Here is a 440-nt window from a genome sequence, read left to right as displayed (position 1 = left end):
TCTACAAATATAGGTGGCACATAGAGTTGCTATGGAAGTTTCTTAAAATGCACCTTAAGTTGGATAAGCTGATTACTAAAAATGTAAATAATATAGCTATACAAATTTATGTTTCGCTGATAGCTTACCTGATATTAAAGATAGTATATATTCCTAAAAAATGGGGGACTACGCTACTAGATAAACTCCGCTATCTTCAATGTTGTATGTGTCAAGAAATCAGCTATGTCCACTGGATAGAACGACTTCTCTCTGGCTAAGCATTTTTACTCAGGGCAGGATAAATGTAAGCTAAAATGTAAAGTTTTGTGACAGAATTCAACACTTGTGGATTGAAACAGGCACGCTCTTGACGGACGCAAAAAGATGCCTCATTCTTTCCTATAGCTGAATCCCGGCAACGGGATTGAAACAACTCTTCGAGCAGTATAGTTGTCGGC

General features: G+C 37.5%; 2 protein-coding genes. One reads left to right on the top strand and one right to left on the bottom strand.

Going from position 1 to position 440, the window contains the following annotated elements; all coding sequences use genetic code 11:
• Positions 1-260: transposase (locus OSC10802_RS42450; RefSeq protein WP_155968900.1), on the top strand; the 260-nt coding region annotated here is incomplete at its 5' end.
• On the opposite strand, the gene OSC10802_RS55030 is transcribed toward OSC10802_RS42450, so the two are convergent.
• Positions 257-440: hypothetical protein (locus OSC10802_RS55030; RefSeq protein WP_232731786.1), on the bottom strand; the 184-nt coding region annotated here is incomplete at its 5' end. The two genes, OSC10802_RS42450 and OSC10802_RS55030, sit on opposite strands and share 4 nt — an antisense overlap.

Source organism: Kamptonema formosum PCC 10802, assembly GCF_000332335.1.
Taxonomy (GTDB): domain Bacteria; phylum Cyanobacteriota; class Cyanobacteriia; order Cyanobacteriales; family Oscillatoriaceae; genus Oscillatoria.
The sequence above is the reverse complement of the archived record's forward strand: the minus strand, read 5'-3'. Positions and strand labels throughout refer to the sequence as shown.